The following is a 24,811-nucleotide window of genomic DNA, read 5'->3' as shown; positions in this document are numbered from 1 at the left end:
TATAGTTATGACAGGTTATCACACGGCATTTTTATTCCATTCGAAAGCAACCTGTTTCACTTGGCTACGCTAGCAACTCTATGAGAGCGCCGCAAATTTCGCGCCATCATTTCCACTACCTTCTTTAAAAAACTCGCCAGAGAGCTTCCTGGCGGGTTAAATGCGCATGTCATCACCTATACCATCAGCCAGATGTCACGATGAAACGAAGTTCATAACCTCTACCAGTAGGCCAGACTTTTTTTACTGAAGAGACTTTCCACCCATCGACGCTCCATTCACCTTCTTTCCCATCACTGAGTAAACCAACAATGTCGGCAACTTTTCCGGGAGAATGAGGAAACATCTTTTTCATTATTTCAAATGAACCGTTTATAAAATAACCTCGGGCAATTTTGACGGCATTTGGATCTTGATTATTCATATTAAGCATGAGCATCAATTTCTTTGTTTTGTCCTGATTACCTGATACGTAGTAAGCGATGTTATTGTTCATAGTGTCGCCACTATTCGGCGTTTCTATCTCAAAATAGGGTGTTCCGCACGTATAGTCTTCGCTGCCTTCAGCATATGGTTTATAGGTTGACGGAGTTTTAATGAATGGCATTCCTGAAAGAAAATGGCAAGCATCTGAAGGAACCGGGTCAGGTATGCTAACGGCGAAACCTGGAGAGGAGATAATGGACAGCAACAAAAAAATAACCTTTTTATTCATGGCAAAAAATCCTGATCAAGCGAACCCAGTAAGATGTGTTTTATTGACCCGAGCACCATGCATGAAAGGTTACAATGTCAGGTCGTAACAATCCGTGTAACTAGTTTATCGGTCAGTTCAGCAGACACTTTATACCGCCGCCATGGGATCGATGTTGTTTCGTTTGGCAACTCGCTTCATGACCCGGATTGCTACTACCTCATTCGCGCCTTTGACAGCGCTGAAAAAATGGCTGCGGCTCTCAGTGCTTTTTACGCAAGCGATGACTGGCACAGCGGTCCACGCGAAAACATCGTTGGCAGCATAGGGACCAGCATTAAAACAGTGATGAATCTACCAACTAAAAACGTGGAAGGGCTGCGGGTGCAATCGTAGGTTAAATGGATTCACCAGACGCATTTTAAGCGCCTCAAAATTTGGCACTATGAAATCCACTACCCTTAATAAAAAACGCGCCAGGAAGCGTCCCAGCGCATTCAAGCATCACTCAACTGAGTAGTAACTGACTCAGCCTGTTTGTTTACCACGCTTTCTTCGCAGCGCATCTCTGACAGCATCCAAACCATCGGGTATGTTGAACCTAGCGATCTCAGGCAACGAAAAGTCAATCTTCTCTACGATCTCAACCATGTGAATCGGCTTGAGATCTTTACTATAGCGAACTTCTGTTTCCGTTTTTCCGCGCACATGTCCTGCTAACTGGGCACGTAGTTCCGAATTGACCCCTTTCTCTTTGAGGTATGTTGATACTGAATGGCGAAAAGAATGAAAAGACTTGGTTCTATCCCTTTCAAGTTTCAATTTATTCTTAAGAACCGATTCATTGAACCATCCGGAGACGGCTTTACCATGCCCCTTAACTGTATTCGGTGTAATTTCAGGGAATAGATGTTCATAGCCGGCACCCCTCAATGCTTTTACATATTCGATAAGCCCCAATTTAATCAGCATTGAGTGAATAGGAATCTCACGACGCGCGTTGGCATTCTTCAGTTTTTTATCAGTTTCTCCATCAACATCAAGGTTGAAAAAGTAAATACCGTCATCTTCCTGAATGTCATCAAGCCTTAGCTGAGCTAATTCGTTAACTCTAGCCCCCGTAAATAATGCAAGCAAAGGCATCCAATAGTAATAAGGCTGATATTGATGAAAACGCCCATGTTTATTTCTCTTACCAGTTCCTGAAACATATTGCGGTAACGAGAATATGGCTTGTAGTTCATGCGGTTCAAAAACATCAACTTTATCTTGCTCTCTCTCGGTTTTATCTTCAGGAGGGAAGAAGTCAACACATGGAGACTTTAGAAGTATTCCCTCAGCTACAGCCCACTTCATCGAACCGTAGAGACCGTTTATATACTTCCTGACTGACTCACCTGTCATCAGCTTATCACCATGCTCTGCCGACTTAACTATGAGTTCATCCAGCGTTTTAACGCCGTATTTAATCTTCATTAAATTACGATTGGCAGGGATGGTGCGGAGCTTGCTTTCATAAGCACGTAGGAAATCCCGATCGAAATATTCAAGCCGGATATCCCCCATAACTTCAATCATTAAATCAAAGAAGTCTCGGTGAGCATTGAGCACCGTTTCAGCAGCTTTATGGTCGCGTCTGTATGTTAGATATTTATCACGTAACCACGAGAGATTGTTACTATAATTCTTACGGTTAACATGCTCATTGGCAGTAGCAGGTAAAACGATAGCAGAAGCAATCGTGGCTGGTGGTGTTGTCTTAGCCAGCCAGGCAAGCCGTAGGCTTTCTGCGTGGATTTTATTGATTAACAGATTATCGGGCTTAATTACTGGACAACAGGAAGTGAAAAACCACCCGCCTTTAGCTTCGCTTCCGGCAGTTTTAAATACCGAAACCTCTGAATAACTGTCGCTGATGATGTTACGCAAATGCGCTGGCTGCGCGGTGAGTTGCAGATAACCTTTGGCAACTCCCTCAATACCCTGCTCTTCGCCATAGTTCAGCACGTAGCTGCCATCAAGAGGATCTAACTCGGCCTCAGAGAGAGACTCAACATAAAATCCAGCCTGCCCCGTTGCCAGCCAGAATACCGGGAGATTGCGATTCATCACCGCCTGAATCAACTGCGATACAGGCAACTCGATTGACTCCGCAAAGTTAGAAAGCGAGATCATACCCTCACCAGCAAGCAGCGGGGCGCAGTCACTTAAAGTTCGATAATCCAATTGTTCATACTCTTGTAAGGTCTGATACCAGACCGCCAACAGGAGCGCGGACTTCTGCTTTGCTTCATGAAGATCGTGAGTGCCTGTTGAAGTGTGAATCTCACACTGTCCTGCGTATCGACGAAAACGTTGGGGAACGCTAATGCGGACAACATAAATGCCGCTGGTTCGACGATAGAGTTTATATCGCTGAGACATCGCCTCGTATACCCTTTTGTAAGAGGGGTTACGCGATTTCAAGCAAGATTATGGATTAAATTGTCTTAAAACAATGACTTACATGAGACTTGGTGCCGAAGGCCGGACTCGAACCGGCACGTATTTCTACGGTTGATTTTGAATCAACTGCGTCTACCGATTTCGCCACTTCGGCACTGAAGGGGATGCGGAAACGTTGTGGATTATACCTGTCGCGCGCCGCCATGCAAGCAGCGACGCGCTAAACCCACGCTAAGTGCCCAAAAAATCAGCACACTCATCAATCCAGCTCGGAAACCGCCAGTCGAATCACGCCTGCTGCCTTCGGCTCTGGCAGCTTCAGCACCTTCGCCCACATATCCTGCACCATATCGCACGAGAGCTTCTCCTTGCCCACCGCTTTCTCAGGAGTTTGCAGCAGCTGGATGGCCTCGCCGTATTTGTCGGCAAGTTCCTTCATTATGGGTCGCACATCGGCTACGGCGGCGGCGCGCTCCTCGGGTGTTACGGTGTGGCGGTTTTTCCCGTAGGCGGCGCGCATCATGTCGGCATCGGCCTGCATTCGACGCTGCATCATCGGCTTATCGAGCACCCGCATCGGGTTCACGCCGCCCTTCACGCCGGGATACAAGAACCGGAAGCAGGCATCGTCACTCACCTTCTGGATGGAGGCGGTCTGCTCCATATTGGCCTTCATATACTCCACCACGTTGGCATCCGGGGCGTATTGCAGGCGCGACATTTGCAGGTTGAGGATTTGCGGTTGGATCACATCGATGATGTGCTGTTCAGATTCGCCCGCCTTCTGCATGGTGAGGATCTGCTCGCGGATGCGCTTTTGCAGCGCCGGCTCTTGTTCTTTCAGCACCTGCCAGGCGGGCATGGCGTTCAGGGTGGTATCAAGCTGTTGTTCAGGATCTTGCTGCAAGCGCTGCTTATCATAATAGACCCAGAACGCCACAGCGGCCGCCACTACGGCCACCACGACAATACGCATCCACGTTTTTTTCATCTCGATCTCGCATCCTTTTGCAGTGTCGGTTTACACCGGCACGCCACTATGGAAGCGGAACTCGTTGTCCGGTGTCGAGATAAGTGTGGCTTCAATTTCACCAAAAAGCTGTACCCGGGGTGAGATATCGTTGTCGCTCACCTGCTGGGCAAGGGTCAGATAGTCCTGATAATGGCGTGCTTCCGAGCGCAGCAGCGACAGGTAGAACTTCTGCAAATCGTCGTCGAGGAACGGCGCCAGTGCGGCAAAGCGCTCGCAGGAGCGGGCTTCGATATAGGCCCCGCAAATCAGCTTGTCGATAAGCGTCAGCGGTTCGTGAGTGCGCACTTCTTTCAGCATCCCTTTGGCGTAGCGGCTGGCGGTGATTTTGACGTACGGAATATCACGCGCCAGCATCGCCTCGCGCACCTGCCAGAAGTGGTGCAGCTCTTCCTTTATCAGCAGCACCATGCTGTCGATAAGCAACTGGCCCCACGGATCGTCAGTTTTGGGCATCACGCTTTTGCCAATCTGCTTGTGCAGGGCGATGAAGTCTGGCTCCGGGCCGTCGCGGAAGGTAAAGACTTCGTAGGGTTTAAGCCAGTCGAGCAGCGCGTCGGCACCGCTTTCATCGGCGACATATTTACGCACCAGCAGGAGCGCAGTCTGTGCGGCTTTGAGTTCACACACCATGTGGTCGGTCAGCAGCAGCGGCAGGTTGGCCGGGTCGCGGGCTTTATCAATCCATGCTTGCGGGGTCGGGCACTGGAGGAAGTTGAGTACGGGGGCGAGTATCTGCGGGTAATCCATTAGGGTTCCTGAAGCGGCAGCCGAAGCTGCCGCAAAATACAATCAGTGGCGCACGCCATCGTCGTCTTCGTCGATGAAATCTTCGTCATCTTCGTCGCCGTCTTCACCGTTCGGATCTTCGAAGTAGGTTCCCCAGCCGTCGTATTCCACTTCAAACTTCTCGGCCAGGTTCATCAGCTGTTCTACCTGCGCATCAATAAGCTCTGCTTTCAGCGCGCCTTCGCTCAGGATATCGCAGCAGATCACGGTGTCGCCCTCTTCCACTTCCAGCTCTTCTGGCTCGGTCACTTCGTAACCCAGTTTGAAGGCTTCAACCGCCAGCTTTTCCAGCGCTTCGAAATCGTCAGCAGAGAAATGGTGCTCGATGGTGTACAGCGCGTCCGGATCGCTGCCGTCTTCCAGCAGTTCCTCAATAATCAGACGCGTCTCTTCGCGTTGCTCTTCCAGTAGTTCCGGGTTTGCCATGGCTCATTCCTCTTTAAAGTGCGGCAGATACTTCTATTTTCACACACGGACGTGTTTGCCTCCACCTTTGTAAGAAAGATTTGTGAAACGGGGTTGCAAATGAATATTCATACATATAAAGTGAATTTTAATTCAATAAGTGGCGTTCGCCATGTGAGGATAAAATGTCTGATCTGTATAAGAAACACTTTCTGAAATTGCTCGACTTTACCCCTGCACAATTCACCTCTCTGCTGACACTTGCCGCACAGCTCAAAGCTGATAAAAAAAATGGCAAGGAAGTACAGAAGCTTACCGGTAAAAACATCGCGCTCATCTTCGAAAAAGACTCAACCCGTACACGATGCTCTTTCGAAGTTGCCGCATTTGACCAGGGCGCGCGCGTCACGTATTTAGGGCCGAGCGGCAGCCAGATTGGGCATAAAGAATCAATTAAAGATACCGCGCGCGTGCTGGGCCGCATGTACGATGGCATTCAGTACCGTGGCCACGGTCAGGAAGTGGTTGAAACCCTGGCGCAGTATGCTGGCGTGCCAGTGTGGAACGGGCTGACCAACGAGTTCCACCCAACTCAGCTGTTAGCCGACCTGCTGACCATGCAGGAGCATCTGCCAGACAAAGCGTTTAACGAGATGACGCTGGTGTATGCGGGCGATGCGCGTAACAACATGGGCAATTCCATGCTTGAAGCCGCCGCGTTGACCGGGCTGGATCTGCGCCTGGTGGCGCCAAAAGCCTGCTGGCCGGAAGAGAGCCTGGTGGCAGAGTGCAGCGCGCTGGCCGCGAAGAACGGCGGGAAAATCACCCTGACGGAAGATGTGGCGGCAGGCGTGAAAGGCGCTGACTTCATCTATACCGACGTGTGGGTGTCGATGGGCGAGGCAAAAGAGAAGTGGGCGGAGCGTATTGCGCTGCTGCGCAGCTATCAGGTGAACAGCCAGATGATGGCGCTGACCGGCAACCCGGACGTGAAGTTCCTGCACTGTCTGCCTGCATTCCATGACGACCAGACCACGCTCGGCAAGCAGATGGCGAAAGAGTTCGACCTGCACGGTGGGATGGAAGTGACGGACGAGGTGTTTGAGTCGGCGGCGAGTATTGTGTTCGACCAGGCAGAAAACCGGATGCATACCATTAAGGCGGTGATGGTGGCGACGCTTGGGGTGTGATCCTCTGCGGGCTGGTGCCCTCACCCCAGCCCTCTCCCACGGGGAGAGGGAGCAAACATTAAAAAACGACAACAACGTTGTCGTTTTTGTTTTTACCTTGCACGGGGAGAGGGAGCAAACATTAAAAAACGACAACAGCGTTGTCGTTTTTGCTTTTACCTTGCACGGGGAGAGGGAGCAAACCCGTTTCAGTTAATCAGCATCTTCACCACGACCTTGCGCACCTGCGCAGGCTTGCCCACTGCGCACAGCGGCTTGTGCACTTCTCCCGGGTAAAACACCACAAAATCCCCTTCGCTTAACACCACGGTTTTCTCCTGCTCGCCTTCTGGCAGGAACGCGATGTCTTTATCCGCCAGCCAGTCGGTATCCGGCGTGCCGTGCGGCAGGGTGCTGAAGGTCATCCCTTCCTGGCCTTTCATGATTATCTGGATATCCAGACAGCGCGCGTGATACTCCGCGCGGCGCTCAGCAAACGGCTGAGTCATGTCTTCAGATACCAGGTAAAACAGGTTGTTACCGTTAATATCGTGCTTGCCGAGCGGGGTGGCATCGGTGACATGCGCTTTGATGTGTTCAATGGCCTGACGCAGTTCTTGCGGCAGCCAGGACTGTAAATGGTGGATGTTGCCAACAATCATGATCTAACCCTTAATATAAAACATCGTTTCATTTTATCTTTTATACGAGAATTACCACTGCCATACCACCACTTTTTAGAAGAGATTTGCGAGAACGCATGTTTATCGGGAAATCTGTTAATTGCCTGTTAACCGGCCACAGGAAAATATGCAGTCGTTATGCATAACCTCAGAACAAGGGCTTTACGTGCATAAACCCAACCTGTTGATTACGAAAACCTAATAACAAAAACCATTCCTGCCTCACATTTCACCATTTTGATAATTTGCAGAATCAACAAATAAATATTTATTGATTTTCCTTAAGTCAAAAATAATTAATGCGTGTTTTTGCATAGCCATTCCATCATGAAAATTTAATGCTTTTAAATCAACGTGATAACCAGATATTTCAAAGCGTTAAATTCTACAAGTTAATAACAAATACAAATAAGACCGAAGAATATCGCGTAGTTATTCATCTCTGGATAATGTCTATTTAGTCATTATCTGATACGCATCATGCAAATAAAAACAAACGCATAAATACCCCATTCAGCGTGAGCAACATCACAATATGAAATAACAAGTCGCCTAGTATGAGCCGTGAAATCAATTGAGCTTATCCGCCATGTAAATAACTGCATGGCCCAGCCCTTTTTATTCTGAAAAACAGTTAAAGGAATAATTATGGAAAAGCATTACGTCGGTTCTGAAATTGGTCAATTGCGCAGTGTTATGCTGCATCGCCCTAATTTAAGTTTAAAACGCTTAACCCCTTCGAATTGCCAGGAATTATTATTCGATGATGTGTTATCCGTTGAACGTGCGGGTGAAGAACATGACATATTCGCAAACACGCTGCGCGAGCAGGGTGTGGAAGTCCTGCTGTTAACCGACCTTCTGACACAAACCCTTGATATTGCAGACGCCAAAGCCTGGCTGCTGGAAACCCAAATCTCTGACTATCGCCTGGGGCCAACCTTTGCAGGCGATGTCCGCGGCTGGCTGGCCGATATGCCGCATCGCGAGCTGGCACGCCGGTTAAGCGGCGGATTAACCTACGGTGAAATTCCGGCGGCAATTAAAAATATGGTCGTCGATACCCACACGGCAAACGATTTTATTATGAAGCCGCTGCCAAACCATTTATTTACCCGCGATACCTCCTGCTGGATATATAACGGCGTGTCCATTAACCCAATGGCCAAACCCGCCCGCCAGCGTGAAACCAATAACCTGCGTGCTATATATCGCTGGCATCCTGCTTTTGCCGACGGTGATTTTATTAAGTACTTCGGTGACGACAATATTAATTACGACCACGCAACATTAGAGGGCGGCGATGTATTAGTGATTGGCCGTGGCGCGGTATTAATCGGTATGTCTGAACGCACCACCCCGCAGGGCGTGGAGTTCCTTGCCAACAGTCTGTTCAAACACCGCCAGGCCGAACGCGTGATCGCCGTTGAGCTGCCAAAACACCGCTCCTGTATGCACCTCGACACGGTGATGACCCACATCGATGTCGACACCTTCTCCGTCTACCCGGAAGTGGTGCGCAAAGACGCCCAGTGCTGGACGCTCACGCCGGATGGACGCGGCGGCCTGCTGCGCACCCAGGAAACCGACCTGCTCCACGCCATCAAAAAAGCGCTCGGCATTAACCACGTGCGCCTGATCACCACCGGTGGCGATGCCTTTGAAGCCGAACGCGAACAGTGGAACGACGCCAACAACGTGCTGACCATCCGCCCGGGCGTGGTGATTGGCTACGAGCGCAACATCTGGACCAACGAGAAGTACGACAAGGCCGGGATCACCGTGTTGCCAATCCCTGGCGACGAACTGGGGCGTGGCCGTGGCGGCGCGCGCTGCATGAGCTGCCCGCTGGAACGCGACGGAATTTAAAGGAGCCATCATGGAAAGAAAACCCACTCTGGTCGTCGCACTTGGCGGTAACGCGTTGCTCAAACGCGGTGAACCACTGGAAGCGGAGATCCAGCGCCAGAACATCGAGCTGGCGGCCCGCACCATCGCCGGGCTTACCGAGCAGTGGCGCGTGGTGCTGGTACACGGCAACGGGCCTCAGGTCGGGCTGCTGGCGTTGCAAAACAGCGCGTATGACAAGGTCACGCCCTACCCGCTCGACATCCTCGGAGCCGAAAGCCAGGGGATGATCGGCTACATGCTCCAGCAAGCGCTGAAAAACAATCTGCCCCAGCGTGAAGTAAGCGTGCTGCTCACCCAGGTGGAAGTGGATGCTGCCGACCCGGCATTTACTCACCCGACCAAGTACATCGGCCCGGTCTACAGCGAAGAACAAGCCAGCGCGCTGGCAGCGGAAAAAGGCTGGGTGTTTAAGGCCGATGGCCGCTACTTCCGCCGCGTGGTGCCTTCCCCGCAGCCGAAACGCATTGTCGAGAGCGATGCCATTACCGCGCTTATCCAGCGCGATCACCTGGTGATTTGTAACGGTGGCGGCGGGGTTCCGGTGGTGGAAAACGCCAACGGCTACCACGGCATTGAAGCGGTTATCGACAAAGATCTGTCCGCTGCGCTGCTGGCACGCCAGATAGAGGCCGATGCCCTGCTGATCCTGACCGATGCCGATGCGGTGTATCTCGACTGGGGCAAACCCACCCAGCGACCGCTGGCACAGGTCACGCCGGAACTGCTCAGAGAGATGCAGTTCGACGCCGGCTCGATGGGGCCGAAAGTGGCCGCCTGCCGCGAATTTGTTGAAACCTGCAACGGCATTGCCGGGATCGGCGCACTGGCCGATGGCGCGGAGATCCTGGCGGGCGAAAAAGGCACGTTGATTCGTAATTGAGCACCCGTTTCCCCTCACCCTAACCCTCTCCCGGAGGGAGAGGGAATGTAAGCCCCCCTCTCCCCGTGGGAGAGGGCCGGGGTGAGGGCATCAGACAGCTAACGATTTAAAAAGGATTTACCCATGACCATCAACCTGAAAAACCGCAATTTCCTCAAACTGCTGGACTACACCCCGGCAGAGATCCAGTACCTGATCGACCTCGCCATTGACCTGAAAGCCGCCAAAAAAGCCGGACGCGAAAAGCAAACCCTGGTCGGCAAAAACATCGCGCTGATTTTTGAAAAAACCTCCACCCGCACGCGCTGCGCCTTTGAAGTGGGCGCGTTCGACCAGGGCGCGCAGGTGACCTATCTCGGCCCAAGCGGCTCACAAATTGGGCATAAAGAGTCGATGAAAGACACCGCCCGCGTGCTGGGCCGCATGTACGACGGCATCGAGTATCGCGGCTACGGCCAGGCGATTGTTGAGGAGCTTGGCGAGTATGCGGGCGTGCCGGTCTGGAACGGCCTGACCGATGAATTCCACCCGACCCAAATTCTTGCCGACCTGATGACCATGCTCGAGCACGCGCCGGGCAAAACCCTGCCGGAGCTGAGCTTTGCCTACCTGGGCGATGCACGCAACAACATGGGCAATTCACTGATGGTGGGCGCCGCCAAAATGGGCATGGATATCCGTCTTGTGGCGCCGAAATCCTTCTGGCCAGAAGCCGGGCTGGTTGAGCAGTGCCGCGCCATCGCCAAAGAAACGGGCGCACGCATCACCCTGACAGACGACGTAGAAGAAGGCGTTCACGGCACCGATTTCCTCTACACCGACGTGTGGGTATCGATGGGCGAGCCGAAGGAAGCCTGGGCCGAGCGCGTCAGCCTGATGACGCCGTACCAGATCAACGCAAGGGTGATGAAAGCCACCGGCAACCCGAACGTCAAGTTCATGCACTGCCTGCCTGCGTTCCATAACGAGCACACCAAAGTGGGTCGCGAAATCGAAATGGCCTACGGCCTGAAAGGGCTGGAAGTGACGGAAGAGGTCTTTGAATCACCGAACTCTATCGTCTTCGACGAAGCCGAAAACCGGATGCACACCATTAAAGCGGTCATGGTGGCGACACTCGGCGACTAATCACCGCCCGGCGTGCCACGGGGCGCGCCGGGTTTCAGGAGAACATCATGGGCAAATTCAGGTTTCCCTCTGCTTACACCATTCTCTTCTTTCTGATTGCCGTTGTGGCCGCGCTGAGCTGGGTTGTTCCGGCCGGTCAGTACCAGATGGCAATGAACGCGGCCCTCGGCAAAGAAGTGCCCATTGCCGGAACTTACGCCCACGTTGCCGCACATCCGCAGGGCATTATTTCGGTGCTGATGGCTCCTATCGCCGGGCTGTACGATCCCGAGTCTGGTCAGGCGGGTGCGATCGACGTGGCATTGTTCATTCTGATCATCGGGGGGTTTCTGGGGATCGTCACCAAAACCGGGGCCATTGATGCCGGGATCGAGCGTGTCACCACCCGCCTGAGGGGTCGCGAAGAGTGGATGATCCCGATCCTGATGGCGCTGTTTGCCGCAGGTGGCACGATTTACGGTATGGCCGAGGAGTCCCTGCCGTTCTACACGCTGCTGGTGCCGGTGATGCTGGCTGCCCGTTTTGATCCGGTGGTGGCGGCGTCTACCGTGCTGCTTGGCGCCGGGATCGGCACGCTCGGCTCCACCATCAACCCGTTTGCCACGGTGATCGCCGCCAACGCCGCCGGGATCCCCTTTACCAACGGTATCGCCCTGCGCGTGGCGCTACTGGTGATTGGCTGGGTCATCTGCGTGGCGTGGGTAATGCGTTACGCCCGTAAAGTGCGCAAGGATCCGTCTCTCTCTATCGTTGCAGACAAGCAGGAAGAAAACCTCGCCCATTTCCTCGGCAACAAAGGCGAACAGTCGCTGGAATTTACCCCGGTGCGCAAAATCATCCTCGTGATTTTCGCCCTCGCCTTCGCGGTGATGATTTACGGCGTGGCGGTGCTTGGCTGGTGGATGGCGGAGATCTCCGCGGTGTTCCTCGCCAGCGCGATCATCGTCGGGCTTATCGCCCGCATGAGCGAAGAAGAACTTACCTCAACCTTTATCAACGGCGCGCGGGATTTGCTGGGTGTCGCGCTGATTATCGGTATTGCGCGCGGTATCGTAGTGATAATGGATAAGGGCATGATTACCCACACCATTTTGCACAGCGCTGAAGGGCTGGTGAGCGGTTTGCCGACCGTCGCATTTATCAACGTGATGTACTGGCTGGAGGTGGTGTTGTCGTTTCTTGTGCCTTCTTCATCCGGCCTTGCCGTTCTGACGATGCCGATCATGGCACCGCTTGCCGATTTCGCTAACGTCAACCGCGACCTGGTAGTGACGGCTTATCAGTCGGCTTCCGGCATCGTTAACCTGGTCACGCCGACCTCTGCCGTCGTGATGGGCGGGCTGGCGATCGCCCGCGTCCCCTACGTGCGTTACCTGAAGTGGGTTGCCCCTTTGCTGGCGATCCTGACGGTGGTGATTATGGTGGCGTTGAGCCTCGGGGCGTTGTTGTGATCTTTTGACGTTGTAGGCCCGGTAAGCGTAACGCCACCGGGCGTTTTGTTTCAGCCAATTACATGGGATTAAGTTATGACGGAATATGGTGATTACTCTCCAAAGGAACAGCTACAGCTGACAGTGTGTCAGCGTCTGATTACCGAAAAGAGTTATCTCTCCCAGGAAGAAATTCGCCGCGACTTACAGGAGCGGGGGTTCGACAGCATCAGTCAGTCCACCGTTTCACGTCTGCTCAAGTTGCTCGGTGTCATAAAAATTCGAAATGCCAAAGGGCTAAAGATTTATTCGTTGAATCACCAGTTACGCCCGGCGCCCGATGCCGCTCGTACGGTTTCCGAAATGGTGGTCAGCGTGGAGCATAATAGCGAATTTATCCTTATCCACACCGTTGCCGGATATGGCCGCGCGGTGGCGCGTATTCTGGATTATCACCAGTTACCGGAAATTTTAGGCGTGGTTGCCGGAAGCAGTATTGTCTGGGTTGCGCCACGCGTGGTAAAGCGCACTGCCCTGGTGCACAAACAAATTAATTATTTACTTAGAACGAATTAATATTCACAAAGAACCGTTTGCATTGAGTAAAGTGTGCATTAAATCGCTTGATCCGAAAATCGGGGTGCGTATAATGCCCGACAATTTGCCGGGAGGAAGCATGGTCAAGCGTGTACGACATAACGTCTTACCGCGTCTGAAATCAGACGCTGGCCTGCCGTTTTTCTTCCCGTTGCTAAACCTATTCCCAGAGCCCCTCATTTGAGGGGCTTTTTTTTGCCCGGCGTCAGGAGATAAACATGAATCCGCTTTATCAAAAACACATCATTTCCATAAACGACCTCAGCCGCGAAGAGCTGGAACTGGTTCTGGAAACCGCGGCAAAACTGAAGGCGAATCCGCAACCGGAGCTGCTTAAACACAAAGTCATTGCGAGCTGCTTCTTCGAAGCCTCTACCCGTACGCGCCTCTCCTTTGAAACCTCCATGCACCGCCTGGGCGCAAGCGTGGTGGGCTTCTCAGACAGCAGCAACACGTCGCTGGGTAAAAAAGGCGAAACGCTGGCGGACACGATTTCAGTTATCAGCACCTACGTTGACGCCATCGTGATGCGTCATCCGCAGGAAGGCGCCGCCCGTCTGGCGACCGAGTTTTCCGGTGGCATTCCGGTACTGAATGCCGGGGACGGCGCGAATCAGCACCCGACGCAAACGCTGCTGGATCTGTTCACCATTCAGGAAACCCAGGGCAGCCTGGAAAACCTGAACATCGCCATGGTCGGTGACCTGAAATATGGCCGTACCGTCCACTCCCTGACCCAGGCGCTGGCGAAATTTAACGGTAACCGCTTCTACTTTATCGCCCCGGACGCGCTGGCGATGCCGCAGTACATCCTCGATATGCTGGACGAAAAAGGCATCCAGTGGAGCCTGCACGCCAGCATCGAAGAGGTGATGAACAGCGTGGATATTCTGTATATGACCCGCGTGCAGAAAGAGCGCCTGGATCCCTCCGAATACGCCAACGTGAAGGCGCAGTTTGTGCTGCGCGCCAGCGACCTCGAGGGCGCGCGCGACAACATGAAGGTGCTGCATCCGCTGCCGCGTATCGATGAGATCACAACAGACGTTGATAAGACGCCACACGCCTGGTACTTCCAGCAGGCCGGGAACGGCATCTTCGCTCGCCAGGCGTTACTGGCACTGGTTCTGAATCGCGAATTAGCTCTGTAAGGGGAAATGACAATGACACACGATAACAAACTTCAGGTTGAAGCCATCAAACGTGGCACCGTGATTGACCACATCCCTGCGCAGGTGGGCTTTAAGCTGCTGACCCTGTTCAAACTGACCGAAACCGACCAGCGCATCACCATCGGTCTGAACCTGCCGTCTGGCGAAATGGGCCGCAAAGATCTGATCAAAATTGAGAATACGTTCCTGACCGACGAGCAGGTAAACCAGCTGTCGCTGTACGCACCGGACGCCACCGTAAACCGTATCGACGATTATGACGTAGTGGGTAAATCACGCCCAAGCCTGCCGGATCGTATCGAAAGCGTGCTGGTCTGCCCGAACAGCAACTGCATCAGCCATGCTGAGCCTGTTTCTTCCAGTTTTACAGTGAAAAAACGCGCTGATGACATCGCACTCAAATGCAAATACTGCGAAAAGGAGTTTTCTCATTATGTGGTGCTGGCCAACTAATTGAGGTTGGTAATGAAATCCCGGCTGTTATAATGGCCGGGACTCTTAAATCAGCTGTTATTCTGGAGAAATCATGACCAAAGTACTCGCGACGGAAAATGCACCAGCGGCTATCGGCCCATACGTTCAGGGCGTTGATCTGGGTAGCATGATTATTACCTCAGGCCAGATCCCGGTTAACCCGAAAACCGGCGCCGTGCCGGAAGACGTTGCCGCGCAGGCACGTCAGTCACTGGAAAACGTGCAGGCTATCGTTGAATCCGCAGGTCTGAAAGTGGGCGATATCGTGAAAACCACGGTATTCGTGAAAGACCTGAACGATTTCGCGACCGTAAACGCGACCTACGAAGCATTCTTCACCGAACACAATGCCACATTCCCGGCGCGCTCTTGCGTTGAAGTGGCGCGTCTGCCGAAAGACGTGAAAATTGAAATCGAAGCGATTGCAGTACGTCGTTAATTTATTTCAATTAATAATGGGCGGCTCCGGCTGTCCATTTTTTTTGGATATTTTTCCTCTCGCCGCAGCATGACATCCCCCTCCTCCCATTAATAACATCAGATGCTTATCTATTATTAATGGACTAAAAATGAAACCTTCAAAAATTGCGTTGGCGGTGGCGACACTGACCATTGCCTCATCCGCTTTCGCTCACGGTTATATTGAATCCCCGGCCAGCCGCGCCTATATGTGTAAGCTCGGTCAAAATATTGATTGTGGCTCCGTGCAATATGAACCGCAGAGCGTGGAAAAAACCTCCGGCTTCCCTGCGGGCGCATTGCCGCCAGACGGACAGCTCGCCAGCGCCGGCATTGCCAACTACTCACAGCTTGATAAACAGAGCCTGAATGCCTGGACTAAAACGCCGATGACCGCAGGCCCGCATGAGTTTGTCTGGTATCACACCGCGCCGCACAAAACCACCAACTGGCGTTATTATATGACCAAACAGAATTGGGATCCAAATAAGCCGCTGACTCGCGATCAATTTGAATCAACCCCATTCTGTACTATCAACGGTAATAACCAGGCACCGGCTGCACGTCAGAGTATGAATTGTAATGTACCTGAACGTACCGGTTACCAGGTTATTTATGGCGTATGGGAAATTGCTGATACAACAAACAGTTTCTATCAGGCTATTGACGTTGATTTCGGTAATGACGGTACGGTCAAACCCGACGAAACACCAGCTGTAGTTTCCGAATGGAGCACCACGCTGAGCGGCCAGATCACGGGGAATAACCTGAATGCTGGCGACAAAGTGATTGCTCGCTTCTTTGACGCTCACGGTGAAGTGACCGCCATGCGCACAGAGATGACCATCGCCTCTGCCGAACAGGGTGACGCGAACCAGTGGTCTTACGATCTGGCGCAGAAGCTTAACACCGCGCAGAGCGCGATTCGCGTAGGGGTAAAAGATGCCTCCGGTGAAATCAGCCCGATCCATGGAGCCAACAGCATCTTCGTCAAAGAGGGGAGCACGTTAAAATCGGTAGCGATTTCCTACGAAGAACAGAAAGCGCAGGTTAATGAAACCATTGCGGTATCAGGCCTTCAGTACAGCAAAATCGAGCAGGGTAATGCCACGGTCTCCTTCCATCTGAACACCCACGGTAACGTGGATTTTGAAGCCCATGTGATGAATCATAACGGCGCGGAGAAAGGCTATCTGAAACAGGAGATGAACAACGTGAATCAGGACGTTACCATGACCCTGACCAACGTTGAGCCGGGCCACCACATGCTGAAATACTACGCAACTAATCAGGACGGCACCCTGTTTGCGCAGGATGTCCTGAACCTGATGCTGGAAGAGGATGCAGCAACCGGAAATACGGGCCATTACGACTTTAGTTTCCCGGCGAACATCGCCGCCTATAAAGCGGGCACGGTAGTGTTGCAGCCAAAAGACGGTAAGACCTATGAGTGTAAGCCATTCCCGTACAGCGGCTACTGCGTGCAGTGGAGTCAGTATGCGAATCAGTATGAGCCTGGCGTAGGTTCACACTGGAAAGAGGCGTGGGTTCTTAAGCACTGAGTCGTCTGATCCCCTCACCCCGGCCCTCTCCCACTGTACGTTCCGGGGACATGGTAGACAGGTGTTCGGGGACATGGTGAACACTTTTTAACATCCTTTACCCATGGTGATCGACTTTTTCTTCAGGTCGATCACCCCCACTTTCGTGCTGTACCACCACACCTCGTAGCTGCCGTCTTCCTGCATCTCCTTCAGCCCGACCCGTTCTCCCCTGAACGCCTTGCCTGCGCTCAGACTTACCCCTTTCACGCTCAGCTTTCCGCTGATATCCACTTTCCTGACCATCACGCCCTCGTCGTATTCCGGGGGCGTGGTGTTGCCGCTGTACTGCCGCTCTGACGGCTTATACCGCGACCCCGGTACCGCCATATCCAGCGCCTCATGCGGGCGTTCAAGGTTATAGACTGTCCGCCAGTGGTCGAAGGCGCGCTGCAGTTCGCCCCCGCTCGCGAACCACTTCCCCTGCAGCACTTCTGCCTTCAGGCTCCGGTGAAAACGCTCCAGCTTACCCTGCGTCTGCGGATGATACGGCCGGGAGTGCCCCACCCGGATACCCAGACGCATCAGCCACAGCTCCAGCGCCGTCCAGGTGCCGGTGGTGTCTCCCCACGGAGAACCGTTGTCCATCGTCATCCGGTCCGGCAGGCCGTAGCGCTCAAACACGCTGACCAGCTGCTGCTGCACGGTCTCGCGCCGTTCATCGGTACAGTGCGCCAGGCACAGGGAAAATCGGGAGTGGTCGTCCAGCAGGGTGAGCGGATGGCAGCGGCCGCCTCCAAAGGGAAAGTGGCCCTTAAAATCCATCTGCCAGAGGCGGTTCGGCGCGTCATGTTCGAACCGTCCCGTGGCGGGAATGCCCGGTGAAGTGCCCGGCAGCAGACCGTGACGGGCCATGAGGTTATGGACGGTGCTGAAGGCGGGCATGGTGTGCCCCTGGTCTTCCAGCCAGCGCTTTATCTTGCGTGCGCCCCAGCGTTCATGGCGGTCATGCGCTATACGCAGCAGGGCAGTGATGTCGTCAGATGAGCGGTTCGGGGAATGGTGCGGTATGCGCGGGCGGTCCTGAAGGCCGGAGGCCCCTTCCTCCGCCCAGCGGCGAAGCCACTTATAGCCGGTGGCAGGTGAAATGCCGAAGCGACGGCAGAGGGAACGGATGTTCGCCCCGTCCTGCGAGGCGAACAAAACAAACTCGGTACGTAATGACATGGTATCTCTCGCATCCCAGGACATAAGCGACTCCATAAACGGGTTCTTATGCCTTAGTTGTAAGTGTCTACCATGTCCCCGAACAAGTGTTCACTATGTCCCCGGACCGTACACCCACAGGGAGAGGGTTAGGGTGAGGGTTCTTTACTACTGATTCCGCGTGGCTCTGAGCAGCGTCTCCAGCGGGTAAACCGCCGCAATCACCACCTCATCCTGAATTTTCGCCGCGTTATCCAGCTCAGCCTGAATCGACGCAATTTCTTTGTCATCCAGCGTCCCCTGACGCGCCACCAGATCGGTTAAGCGCAGGCCAATCGAGGCCAGCTTGTCCACTTCCTGAATCACCGGTTTAATCGCCCTGAGCTGATAGTTGTTTCCGCTCAGCGCCAGCGCATCGCTGGTATTGCTTTGCCAGCGGTTAAACACGTGGCGCAGCGCATCCGCACTTTCCGTGTCTTCTGCATCGCTGACCAGCCTGTCGACCCATTTATTCATCTGACGCACGGTGGCGCTTTCAGCGCTAAGCGCATCAGCAAAACGGTTGAGCGGCTCAAACTGATGATAATTCCCGGCCTGGAACTTCAGATGCTGGCGGGTGTAATACTGGGCCGGTTCCACTGCCTGCGCGAGGATCAGCAGCGGCAGGCTGTCGCCATTGTTCGCCAGGCGGGTGAAGTACGCCTGCTGCTGGCTGTGCTGCTGAAGCCCCACCGACACCGTCGACCAGCTATCCATCGCCTGCAAACGGGTGTACATGTTGTCGGTATCGTTCACATCCTGCGCCGACCACAAGCGTTCCGCCACGGCAAAGGTGCGCGGCCAGAGTTTAATATCCAGCACAGGTGCAACCACGTTTTCGGCCCAAAGCGCGGCTTCGCCACCCAGCAGATTGGCCTGTTGGGCAGCATCTGGCACGACCGGAGCGATACCTTTTGGCACCTCATCCAGCAGCTTGCCGCTGACCGGGTAACGGGCGTTGCCCAGCAGGAAATAGCCACTCAGCGTATCCGTACCCACCGTCACCACCGGGCGCGTTTCGCCCATCCAGGTATCAACGGTAAACGTCACCTGGTCATCGCTACGCCATTCGATGTTCTGAACCGCGCGGCGCGACTTGCCGGCAAAATCGATAAATCCTCGCCAGCCGGAATCGCCTTTCACCAGGGTAAAGCTCCCTTCTACTGGCTTGCCTTTCAGGCGCGGCAGGGTGAATGCCCAGCTCTGTGGGCTGTCGTTATCGCCGATCACATCCACATTGTTTAAGCCCTGCGGCACGATCTCATTACGGTAGTGATAGGCCGTCGACTGTGGCTGGTCGAGATAAAAACCGGTCGAGAGAATGCCTTTGTAGCCCTTATCGGCCACCTGCCCCAGTGCATCCTGCCCTTGCCAGGACTGGATCAGAATGCTTTTTGGCAGGTCGGGATGGAAGATCTCGTCCCAGCCCACCATCTGCCGGTGATGTTTTTCAAGAAGCGTTTCCAGCTTGCGGTTGAAATACGCCTGTAATGCGTGGCTGTCTGCCAGCTTGTTATCACGCATGAATTTCTGAATGGCGGCGTTTTCTTTCCACTGCGTGTCGTCCACCTCATCGCCACCGATATGCAGATACGGATCGGGGAAGATCGCCGCCAGTTCGCTGACCATTGCCTCTGCAAAGCTGTAAGTTGCCTCTTTGGTCGGATCCAGCACCGGCTTCAGCCCCCCCCAGTGGCGTTCCATCTCATAAGGCCCTGGCGCACTCATCAGCTCGGGGTAGGCAACAGCAATTGCCGACGCATGGCCCGGCATGTCGATTTCCGGGACCACGCGAATGCCACGGTCGGTGGCGTAACGCACGATCTCACGCATCTGGTCCGGGGTGTAAAACTGCCCGTCGCTGGCAAGCTGCGTGAGCTTTGGATAGCGCTTCGAGGTAAAGCGCCAGCCCTGATCGTCGGTCAGATGCCAGTGCAGCACGTTCAGTTTTGCCGCCGCCATCCCGTCAATCTGGCGTTTGATGTCGTTCAGCGGGATAAAGTGGCGGGCGGAATCAAGCAGCAACCCACGCCACGGGAAACGCGGCGCATCCTCAATGGTGACCCAGGGTATCGCGGTATTTTCTGGTCCGTTCTGGATAAGCTGGAGCAGCGTTTCCATCCCGCGCAGTGCGCCAAAGCGGGTGTTGGCCGAGATATTCACGCCGTTTGCGTCAACCTTAAGCGTGTAGCTCTCATCACTGTCGGGCAGCGGTTGCGGCTTCACTTTTTTAGCGATGTCGATGTGGATGGTGGGTTTGTCTGGCTTTTCGGCCTGCGGTCGCAGCGTCCAGCCGGTTTGCAGCGCAATGCGCTGGCGCAGGCGGTTGACCGCGTCACCCAGGTCATCACCGCTGACGCTTACAGAGATATTATCGCTAAGCACCAGCGCGCCCTGAGTTGTCGGGCGTTCAACCTTTGCAGGCCAGGGCATCAGAGGAAGGTCACCTGCCGGAGCGGCAAACGCAGAAGCGCCGAGCATAAGCCCGGCGGTTAAGAGACTGTACCGTAACATGAATGTTCCTTATTTGACGGGCCAAAAAAGCAAAACATTCTGTTAACATGCGCTCAATTTGTCGTCAAGAGAATGACGCAACAGAGATCACAGGTTGTCGAATTTGGGAGGAAAGCCAGTTGCCGGGTGGCGGCTTCGCCTTACCCGGCCTACATTCGGATCGTAGGCCCGGTAAGCGCAGCGCCACCGGGCATTTTTTTACTGCCACCCATACCGGCGCGCATAGAACCCTTTCACCATCTGGGTCAGCACCATATAGCCCGCGAGGATCGCCACCAGCCATGGGAAGTAGCTCAGCGGTAGCGCCTGCAATTGCAGATAACTCGCCAGCGGAGAGAACGGCAGCGCGATACCCAGCACCATCACAATCCCCGTCATCACAATCAGCGGCCATGCGGCACGGCTCTGAATAAACGGAATACGGCGGGTACGGATCATATGCACAATCAGCGTTTGCGACAGCAGCCCCACCACGAACCAGCCAGACTGGAACAGGGTCTGATGTTCAGGCGTGTTGGCATGGAACACAAACCACATCAGGCAGAAGGTCAGAATGTCAAAAATGGAGCTGATCGGCCCAAAGAACAGCATAAAGCGGCCAAGATCGGACGGGTTCCAGCGCTGTGGCTTCTGGATCTGCTCATCGTCCACGTTATCAAACGGGATCGCCACCTGAGAGACATCGTACATCAGGTTCTGGATCAGCAGGTGCAGCGGCAGCATTGGCAGGAAGGGCAAAAACGCACTCGCCACCAGCACGCTGAAGACGTTACCGAAGTTCGAGCTGGCGGTCATTTTGATGTACTTCAGCATGTTGGCAAAGGTACGGCGGCCTTCGATAACCCCCTCTTCCAGTACCATCAGGCTTTTTTCCAGCAAAATGATATCCGCCGCTTCACGGGCAATATCCACGGCACCGTCAACAGAAATACCAATATCTGCCGCACGCAGCGCCGGAGCATCGTTGATGCCATCGCCCATAAAGCCCACCACATGCCCTTCGCGGCGCAGCAGCGTAACAATGCGCTCTTTATGCATCGGCGTCAGTCGGGCAAACAGCGTGGTGCGCTGGGCAAGCCGGGCCAGCTCATCGTTAGAAAGATGTTCTATCTCGCTTCCCACCACCACGTCGCCGGCATCCAGCCCCACTTCGTGACACACTTTTGCCGCCACCAGCTCGCTGTCGCCGGTGAGGATTTTCACGGTGATACCGCTCGCCTTCAGGGCTTTCAGCGCCGGAGCCGTCGTCTCTTTTGGCGGATCGAGAAACGCGATGTAGCCTTCAAGGATCAGGTCTGATTCATCAATGCGCTGATAATCCCCAACGCGCGCTGGCAGGAATTTGCTGGCCACCGCCACCACGCGCAGCCCCTGACGGTTCAGGTTGTCGGTCACGCGTTTGATACGGCGCAGCATGATGTCGTCCAATGGGACGATATCACCGTTGTGCCGTACCTGGGTGCACACATTAAGGATCTCCTGCAACGCCCCTTTGCAGATCAGCTGATGCACATCCTGCTGTTCACTCACCACCACCGACATACGGCGGCGCTCAAAATCAAACGGGATCTCATCCACTTTCTGCCAGCGGCCAGACAGCGCGCGGGCAGACTCTTCACCCACGCCTTCCAGCACCGCAACGTCGAGCAGGTTTTTCAGCCCGGTCTGGTAGTGGCTGTTAAGCCAGGCGCTGTGCAGCACGCGTTCGCTGGTCTTGCCTGAGATATCGGTATGGTTCTCCAGCACGATTTTATCCTGGGTCAGCGTCCCGGTTTTATCGGTGCAGAGGATGTCCATCGCGCCAAAGTTCTGGATAGCGTCGAGGTGTTTAACAATGACTTTTTGCTTAGAGAGTTTCACCGCCCCGCGCGCCAGCGTGGAGGTGACAATCATCGGCAGCATTTCTGGCGTTAAGCCCACGGCAACAGAGAGCGCAAACAGCGCCGCTTCCCACCAGTCGCCTTTGGTGTAGCCGTTAATCAGCAACACAATCGGCGTCATCACCATCATAAAGCGGATCAGCAGCATACTGACGCGGCCAATCCCCTTCTGGAAGGCGTTAGGTTCGCTTTCCTGCTCTGTTACACGCCCGGCAAGTTGGCCAAACCAGGTGTTACCGCCCGTTGCGGTCACAATGGCCTGCGCGGTTCCGCTGACCACCGTGGTGCCCATAAAGCACAGCGTGTCGCATTCCAGCGGGTTCATCTGCTGCGGATCGCGGGTACGTGCCACTTTCTCCACCGGTAGTGATTCGCCGGTTAACGAGGCCTGAGCGACAAACAGATCGCGCGCCTGAATGATGCGCAAATCTGCCGGGATCATATCGCCGGCGGCAAGTTTCACCAGATCGCCCGGAACCAGCTGATCGATAGGCAGTTCAAGCCAGGCGTTTTCGCCCAGTTCGTTAATCACGCGCGAAACGGTGGCGGTGTTGCTGACCATCGCTTTCAGGGCATCGGCCGCTTTGGTGGAGCGGGCTTCCTGAATGAAGTTCAGCAGCGTGGAAATCCCCACCATCAGGGCAATAACGCCTGCGGCAAACAGGTCTTCGGTGGCATACGAGATAATGCCAAGTACCGTCAGCAGCAGATTGAACGGGTTGCGGTAGCAAACCCACAGGTGCACCCACCAGGGCGATGGTTTTTGCGCCGGGATTTGATTGTCGCCATGCTCGGCGCGGGTTTTATCGACTTCGGCTGCATTCAGCCCTTCCGGGTGACCACCAAAGGCGCGCCAGACTTCATTTTCGTCCATCGCCGCCACGTTCAGGCAGCGCTCGGTCAGGGAAGAAGGAATAGCCGCACCCGCCAGATTTTTGGCGTTTGGCATTGGGTCACGCTGGATAAGACGGCGTGGCAGGTGGCGGCTCAGCTGATCAAGCAGCTGCCGGGTGATATTTTTCAGCATAATAAGCTCTCCTGCGCGCGCAGCGGCGAACGCAGATTTGCTGGCAGACACGGTAAATCCGTACCTGGCGGCACTTTAATTATTAGCAGAAACGTTGGGAACGTTGCTGCCTCACATCACCGGTGAGACAGCAAAAGGCTGGCTTACCGAAAAGAAAACGCACTCCCGTTCAGGAGAGGCGTGGGATCGGGATCCATGTAACCTCCGGTAAGTAAAATCGGAATTTCGCCGCGCAATACAGGGAATTAACCGTACCGCTTGTGACGATTCGGGCGGTATTATAACCCCGCGCAAGTAAACCGTACGTAAACCAGACTTTGCCCATAGCAAAATCACGCTATACCATTACGCTCAATTGACGACCGCCGTCGCTGTTACAGGGAATAGAGGATGCAAAATCGCCTTACCATTAAAGACATCGCACGTTTAAGCGGCGTGGGGAAATCCACCGTGTCGCGGGTGCTGAACAACGAAAGTGGTGTCAGCGAGCGCACGCGCGAGCGCGTCGAGGCGGTTATGAATCAGCACGGTTTTTCCCCTTCCCGCTCCGCGCGCGCCATGCGCGGGCAAAGTGACAAAGTGGTCGCCATTATTGTGTCGCGCCTCGATTCCCTGTCTGAAAACCTGGCCGTTCAGACCATGCTGCCTGCCTTCTACGAACAGGGTTACGACCCGATTATGATGGAAAGCCAGTTTTCGCCACAGCTGGTGGAAGAGCACCTGGGAATGCTGCAACGCCGCAACATCGATGGCGTGGTGCTGTTTGGCTTTACCGGCATTAAAGAAGAGATGCTTAAACCCTGGCAGCCATCGCTGGTGCTGCTGGCGCGCGATGCCAGTGGTTTTGCCTCTGTCTGTTATGACGATGAAGGCGCTATCTACACGTTGATGCAGCGCTTATACGATCAAGGCCATCGCCATATCAGCTTCCTCGGCGTGCCCCATGCGGACGTCACCACCGGCAAACGCCGTCATGAAGCCTATCTGGCATTCTGCAAAAAATACGCACTTCCTGCCGTGGCTGCCCTGCCGGGTCTGGCCATGAAGCAAGGCTACGAAAAAGTGGCAGACGTCCTGACGCCGCAAACCACTGCGCTGGTGTGCGCCACCGATACCCTGGCGCTGGGTGCCAGCAAATATCTGCAAGAACAACGGATCGATAATCTGCAACTCGCAAGTGTTGGCAGCACGCCGCTGATGAAGTTTTTGCACCCCGAAATAGTCACCGTCGACCCCGGCTACGCCGAAGCAGGACGCCAGGCGGCGAGCCAGTTGATCGAGCAGATCAACGGCCGTGCTGAACCGCGTCAGATAGTGATCCCCGCGCATATCTCTTAA

The 24,811-nt window shown here is 54.2% G+C and carries 23 protein-coding genes, 1 tRNA gene and 1 pseudogene; 14 read left to right on the top strand and 11 right to left on the bottom strand.

Going from position 1 to position 24,811, the window contains the following annotated elements; genetic code table 11:
* Positions 1-184 precede the first annotated feature (184 nt).
* Positions 185-715: a hypothetical protein gene (locus tag HV107_RS13050; protein WP_047747920.1), complete on the bottom strand. Its 531-nt coding sequence runs from the start codon at positions 713-715 to the stop codon at positions 185-187.
* Between the two features lie 90 nt (positions 716-805).
* Here HV107_RS13050 and HV107_RS13045 point away from each other — a divergent pair, with 90 nt between their 5' ends.
* On the top strand, positions 806-1,090 hold the full coding sequence (locus HV107_RS13045) for an NIPSNAP family protein (protein ID WP_085013932.1): 285 nt from the start codon (positions 806-808) through the stop codon (positions 1,088-1,090).
* Positions 1,091-1,222: 132 nt separating this feature from the next.
* Here HV107_RS13045 and HV107_RS13040 read toward each other — a convergent pair whose 3' ends face one another.
* The 5 genes from HV107_RS13040 to rraB all read right to left on the bottom strand — a co-directional run bounded on the left by HV107_RS13040 (position 1,223) and on the right by rraB (position 5,384).
* A complete protein-coding gene (locus HV107_RS13040; RefSeq protein WP_182059402.1) occupies positions 1,223-3,118 on the bottom strand; it encodes a site-specific integrase in 1,896 nt (631 codons plus the stop codon).
* A gap of 90 nt (positions 3,119-3,208) precedes the next feature.
* Positions 3,209-3,293: transfer RNA gene (locus HV107_RS13035), tRNA-Leu, on the bottom strand.
* Positions 3,294-3,398: 105 nt separating this feature from the next.
* Positions 3,399-4,130: a topoisomerase II gene (locus HV107_RS13030; protein ID WP_182059401.1), complete on the bottom strand. Its 732-nt coding sequence runs from the start codon at positions 4,128-4,130 to the stop codon at positions 3,399-3,401.
* Between the two features lie 30 nt (positions 4,131-4,160).
* Positions 4,161-4,919, bottom strand: a complete 759-nt coding sequence (miaE, locus tag HV107_RS13025) for a tRNA isopentenyl-2-thiomethyl-A-37 hydroxylase MiaE (protein ID WP_182059400.1) — start codon at positions 4,917-4,919, stop codon at positions 4,161-4,163.
* A 42-nt stretch (positions 4,920-4,961) separates the two neighbouring features.
* Entirely contained in the window at positions 4,962-5,384 is a 423-nt protein-coding gene (gene rraB, locus HV107_RS13020) for a ribonuclease E inhibitor RraB (RefSeq protein ID WP_182059399.1), read from the bottom strand.
* A 99-nt stretch (positions 5,385-5,483) separates the two neighbouring features.
* Here rraB and argL point away from each other — a divergent pair, with 99 nt between their 5' ends.
* Together argL and argF (HV107_RS13015) are read left to right on the top strand one after the other, a co-directional pair.
* Positions 5,484-5,579 (top strand): putative translational regulatory protein ArgL, encoded by a 96-nt coding sequence (argL, locus tag HV107_RS27110; RefSeq protein ID WP_217188093.1) that lies wholly within the window; start codon positions 5,484-5,486, stop codon positions 5,577-5,579.
* Complete coding sequence (argF, locus tag HV107_RS13015; RefSeq protein WP_182059398.1) at positions 5,549-6,553, top strand: ornithine carbamoyltransferase; 1,005 nt, start codon at positions 5,549-5,551, stop codon at positions 6,551-6,553. The genes argL and argF (HV107_RS13015) overlap by 31 nt, the downstream gene beginning before the upstream one ends.
* Positions 6,554-6,741: 188 nt before the next feature.
* Here argF (HV107_RS13015) and HV107_RS13010 read toward each other — a convergent pair whose 3' ends face one another.
* Complete coding sequence (locus HV107_RS13010) at positions 6,742-7,194, bottom strand: YhcH/YjgK/YiaL family protein (protein WP_182059397.1); 453 nt, start codon at positions 7,192-7,194, stop codon at positions 6,742-6,744.
* Between the two features lie 669 nt (positions 7,195-7,863).
* Between HV107_RS13010 and arcA the strand changes: the two genes are divergently transcribed.
* From arcA to HV107_RS12985, 5 genes are all read left to right on the top strand, one after another.
* Complete coding sequence (gene arcA / locus HV107_RS13005; protein WP_182059396.1) at positions 7,864-9,084, top strand: arginine deiminase; 1,221 nt, start codon at positions 7,864-7,866, stop codon at positions 9,082-9,084.
* 10 nt (positions 9,085-9,094) lie between these two features.
* A complete protein-coding gene (locus HV107_RS13000; protein ID WP_182059395.1) occupies positions 9,095-10,006 on the top strand; it encodes a carbamate kinase in 912 nt (303 codons plus the stop codon).
* Between the two features lie 123 nt (positions 10,007-10,129).
* Complete coding sequence (gene argF, locus HV107_RS12995) at positions 10,130-11,134, top strand: ornithine carbamoyltransferase (protein ID WP_182059394.1); 1,005 nt, start codon at positions 10,130-10,132, stop codon at positions 11,132-11,134.
* Between the two features lie 47 nt (positions 11,135-11,181).
* Positions 11,182-12,585 carry a YfcC family protein gene (locus HV107_RS12990; protein WP_182059393.1) on the top strand — a complete coding sequence of 468 codons (1,404 nt, stop codon included), beginning with the start codon at positions 11,182-11,184 and terminating at the stop codon, positions 12,583-12,585.
* Between the two features lie 75 nt (positions 12,586-12,660).
* Positions 12,661-13,140, top strand: a complete 480-nt coding sequence (locus HV107_RS12985; protein WP_014068690.1) for an arginine repressor — start codon at positions 12,661-12,663, stop codon at positions 13,138-13,140.
* A 3-nt stretch (positions 13,141-13,143) separates the two neighbouring features.
* Here HV107_RS12985 and HV107_RS12980 read toward each other — a convergent pair.
* Positions 13,144-13,261 (bottom strand): annotated as a pseudogene (locus tag HV107_RS12980) (hypothetical protein).
* Here HV107_RS12980 and HV107_RS12975 point away from each other — a divergent pair.
* From HV107_RS12975 to gbpA, 5 genes are all read left to right on the top strand, one after another.
* Positions 13,241-13,345, top strand: coding sequence for a pyrBI operon leader peptide (locus HV107_RS12975; RefSeq protein WP_022646880.1), 105 nt, complete (start codon positions 13,241-13,243; stop codon positions 13,343-13,345). The pseudogene HV107_RS12980 and the gene HV107_RS12975 overlap by 21 nt on opposite strands.
* Positions 13,346-13,379: 34 nt before the next feature.
* Positions 13,380-14,312: an aspartate carbamoyltransferase gene (pyrB, locus tag HV107_RS12970; protein WP_014068689.1), complete on the top strand. Its 933-nt coding sequence runs from the start codon at positions 13,380-13,382 to the stop codon at positions 14,310-14,312.
* Positions 14,313-14,324: 12 nt separating this feature from the next.
* The gene (pyrI, locus tag HV107_RS12965; protein WP_182059392.1) at positions 14,325-14,786 is read left to right on the top strand and encodes an aspartate carbamoyltransferase regulatory subunit; all 462 of its coding nucleotides are present in this window, start codon (positions 14,325-14,327) and stop codon (positions 14,784-14,786) included.
* A gap of 73 nt (positions 14,787-14,859) precedes the next feature.
* Positions 14,860-15,246, top strand: a complete 387-nt coding sequence (ridA, locus tag HV107_RS12960; RefSeq protein ID WP_014068687.1) for a 2-iminobutanoate/2-iminopropanoate deaminase — start codon at positions 14,860-14,862, stop codon at positions 15,244-15,246.
* A gap of 130 nt (positions 15,247-15,376) precedes the next feature.
* Positions 15,377-16,828, top strand: coding sequence for an N-acetylglucosamine-binding protein GbpA (gbpA, locus tag HV107_RS12955; RefSeq protein ID WP_182059391.1), 1,452 nt, complete (start codon positions 15,377-15,379; stop codon positions 16,826-16,828).
* 87 nt (positions 16,829-16,915) lie between these two features.
* Here gbpA and HV107_RS12950 read toward each other — a convergent pair whose 3' ends face one another.
* From HV107_RS12950 to mgtA, 3 genes are all read right to left on the bottom strand, one after another.
* Complete coding sequence (locus HV107_RS12950; RefSeq protein WP_182059390.1) at positions 16,916-18,070, bottom strand: IS481 family transposase; 1,155 nt, start codon at positions 18,068-18,070, stop codon at positions 16,916-16,918.
* Between the two features lie 111 nt (positions 18,071-18,181).
* Positions 18,182-20,566, bottom strand: a complete 2,385-nt coding sequence (locus tag HV107_RS12945) for a beta-N-acetylhexosaminidase (protein ID WP_182059389.1) — start codon at positions 20,564-20,566, stop codon at positions 18,182-18,184.
* A gap of 198 nt (positions 20,567-20,764) precedes the next feature.
* Complete coding sequence (mgtA, locus tag HV107_RS12940) at positions 20,765-23,473, bottom strand: magnesium-translocating P-type ATPase (protein ID WP_182059388.1); 2,709 nt, start codon at positions 23,471-23,473, stop codon at positions 20,765-20,767.
* 390 nt (positions 23,474-23,863) lie between these two features.
* On the opposite strand from mgtA, the gene treR reads away from it, so the two are divergent.
* The gene (gene treR, locus HV107_RS12935) at positions 23,864-24,811 is read left to right on the top strand and encodes a trehalose operon repressor TreR (RefSeq protein WP_182059387.1); all 948 of its coding nucleotides are present in this window, start codon (positions 23,864-23,866) and stop codon (positions 24,809-24,811) included.

Origin of the sequence: Enterobacter sp. RHBSTW-00175, from assembly GCF_013927005.1 — a bacterium.
GTDB lineage: Bacteria > Pseudomonadota > Gammaproteobacteria > Enterobacterales > Enterobacteriaceae > Enterobacter.
This window is presented reverse-complemented; position numbering and strand designations above follow the sequence as displayed.